4 protein-coding genes are annotated in these 2319 nt (G+C 66.6%); all 4 read left to right on the plus strand.

The window, feature by feature from the left end:
- The coding region (locus ACK5NW_RS08280; RefSeq protein ID WP_416926939.1) for a hypothetical protein at positions 1–250 on the plus strand (250 nt) is incomplete at its 5' end.
- A 2-nt stretch (positions 251–252) separates the two neighbouring features.
- On the plus strand, positions 253–1104 hold the full coding sequence (locus tag ACK5NW_RS08285; RefSeq protein ID WP_416926941.1) for a hypothetical protein: 852 nt from the start codon (positions 253–255) through the stop codon (positions 1102–1104).
- Between the two features lie 19 nt (positions 1105–1123).
- Complete coding sequence (locus ACK5NW_RS08290; RefSeq protein ID WP_416926943.1) at positions 1124–1294, plus strand: hypothetical protein; 171 nt, start codon at positions 1124–1126, stop codon at positions 1292–1294.
- A 4-nt stretch (positions 1295–1298) separates the two neighbouring features.
- Positions 1299–2099: a hypothetical protein gene (locus ACK5NW_RS08295; RefSeq protein ID WP_416926944.1), complete on the plus strand. Its 801-nt coding sequence runs from the start codon at positions 1299–1301 to the stop codon at positions 2097–2099.
- The last annotated feature ends 220 nt before the right edge of the window (positions 2100–2319 follow it).

Genomic DNA, 2319 nt, shown 5'->3' on the forward strand with positions numbered 1-2319 from the left:
TTATTTGTACACCCCGGCCACCAGCAGCTGGATCAAAACCAGCGAGGCCGAGAGCATGGACTTGAGCCTGACCTGGGCTGCGCTCAGCGGCAAGCCCGCCAGCACGCCCGCGGCCATCGACAGCGCGGTGACCGCCGCGCACACTCACCCCAACAAAACACAACTCGATTTACTCGACCAAAACGGCGATGGCGAGCTGACCTACAACGGCGTCCAGGTCAAAACCACCTGGGGCAGCCTGGGCTGGTAAGCATGGCCACGCTGCGCGCCCATAAAGTGGTGGCGGCCCTGCCCGCCACACTGGATGCCAATGCACTCTACCTGGTGCGCGTGGGCGGCGGATTTGACCTGTACGCCACCGACGACACGGGGGCGATGGCGCTCGGCGTCAACACCGGCGGGGGAGCGGCCTTGGAGTCCCACCTGCACATCATCTATACCGGCACCACTTGGACGGCCCCGGCGGACGGCTTTGTGCGCCTGGCCCTGGCCGGTGCGGGCGGGCGCGGCGCGCAATACACCGGCGGTGGCGGCGGCGCGGGTGAGCTGCGCGGCTGCCATTGGCGCGCGGTAGCCGCGGGTGACAGCATCGCGCTGACCATTGGCGCGGCCAGCGGCAGCGCCGCTTTGCCCGGCGGCGCGACCACCGCCGCTTGCCCCTGGGGCACCATCGTCGCAGACGGCGGTTATGGCGGCGTCAGCGGGGCCAATGCAGCGGGTGGCGCGGGCGGCGGCGCGGGCGGCAGCGGCGGCGACTGGTCTTGCCCGGGCGGCCCCGGTGGCGCGGGGTCTGCCAACCACATTGGCGGCGGCGGTGCGCTCAATCCCTTCGGGCGGCCCCCCGCAGACCTTGCCGGTGGCAATGCTGGCTACAACGTGTATGGCCGCGGGGCCGGGGTTTGGGGCCCTGGCTCTGCCTCAGCGGGTGGGGGCGGCTACGCCATGCCCGGCTGGCTGGGTTTTTTCAGCGGCGCGGGCGAGACGCAAATGCCCGGTGCAGGCGGCAGTTACGGCGCGCGGGCGGGCCTCGGCGGCGGCAGCGCGGGCGGCAGCGCCGCTGGTGCGGGCGTGGCGCTGCTTGATTTTGCTGTTTTGTTGACTTGATTTTTTGCAGGAGATCGTTATGAAAACCATCACTCTTTTAAAACCTCACCGCCATGCCGGGCGCGACTATCCGGCAGGCGCTGCGTTGGATTTGCCAGCGCGCAAAGCCGATTGGCTAATTGGCGTCGGCGTGGCTAAAGCCGCTTCTGCCGCTGCCCCCTCGAAGTTCGACAAAGCAACAAAGGACTGACACCATGCCAGCACAAGCAGATACCTCCCTCATCTGGAACGGCCAGGGGCCGGTACATATCGGCACCTTCGATCCGGTCAATGGCCGACCCGAATCGGGTTACCTGGTTGACCTCTACAGCGTGGGTTGCGGCAACCGCACACTGACGGCCACGCCCAGCCGCGAAACCGAAACCATCACCGAAAGCTGCTCGGGCCAGCGCCTGACGCTCAAGGAAATAGAAACGGCCAAGTCGCTCGAGGTGCAGCTGGAGATGGTGCAGTTCGACAGCCGCACGCTGGCTCAGGCATTTTTTGGCGGCGCGGTGGTCAAGGCCGACGGCACCGTGACCGACGAGCAATTGCCCGCGCTGCAGCCGGGCGACTACTTCGTGCTCAAAAACCCGCGCACCTCCAGCGTGGTCATCGAGGACTCCACCGGCGCGCCCATCACTTACGTGGAGGGCACCCACTACGAGGTGAGCGATGCCGACCACGGTCGCTACCGCCTGATTGCGCATCCGGTGGGTTACACCGAGCCGCTGCTGGTGGACTACGCTTATGCGGGCTACATCAACATCGCCGCCTTCAGCAAAACGAACGTCGAGAAGGGCGTCATCTTCAGCGGCGTCAACGGTGACGGCCAGAAAGCGCGCGTCATCATTCCGCGCATCAGCCTGGCCATGAGCGGCGACTTTGGCTGGATCGGCGACTCGGCCAGCACCCTGTCGCTGGGCGGCCAGGCGCTGTACGTGCCGCAGCTGCAGGCCGATGCCGACTATGGGCCGTTTATGCGCATCGACACGATGCCTGATTTGCCCGTCTGACGCCGTCAGACCCGGCCAAAAAAAAACCGCGCCGGGCGTGTTGCCGGGCGCGGTTTTTTGTTTGGGATTTTCAGCGCGGCACCGTGGGTGGTGCCAGCACCTGCCAGGCCAGCCACACAACGGGCGTGGCCGCGCCCAGCGCCAACGCGATCAGCGCCGCCCACGCTGCGCCGTGCAAAAACAGCAGCGCCGGACTGAGCAACAGAAAAAAGGCCATGAA

Origin of the sequence: Ottowia sp. (assembly GCF_047975795.1) — a bacterium.
In the GTDB taxonomy this organism is placed as follows: Bacteria; Pseudomonadota; Gammaproteobacteria; order Burkholderiales; family Burkholderiaceae_C; genus Ottowia.

Excerpts from the sequence above, each read along its gene's own strand:
- ACK5NW_RS08290 (WP_416926943.1), top strand. The coding sequence starts at position 1,124 with ATGAAAACCATCACTCTTTTAAAACCTCACCGCCATGCCGGGCGCGAC.
- ACK5NW_RS08285 (WP_416926941.1), top strand. The coding sequence starts at position 253 with ATGGCCACGCTGCGCGCCCATAAAGTGGTGGCGGCCCTGCCCGCCACA.
- ACK5NW_RS08295 (WP_416926944.1), top strand. The coding sequence starts at position 1,299 with ATGCCAGCACAAGCAGATACCTCCCTCATCTGGAACGGCCAGGGGCCG.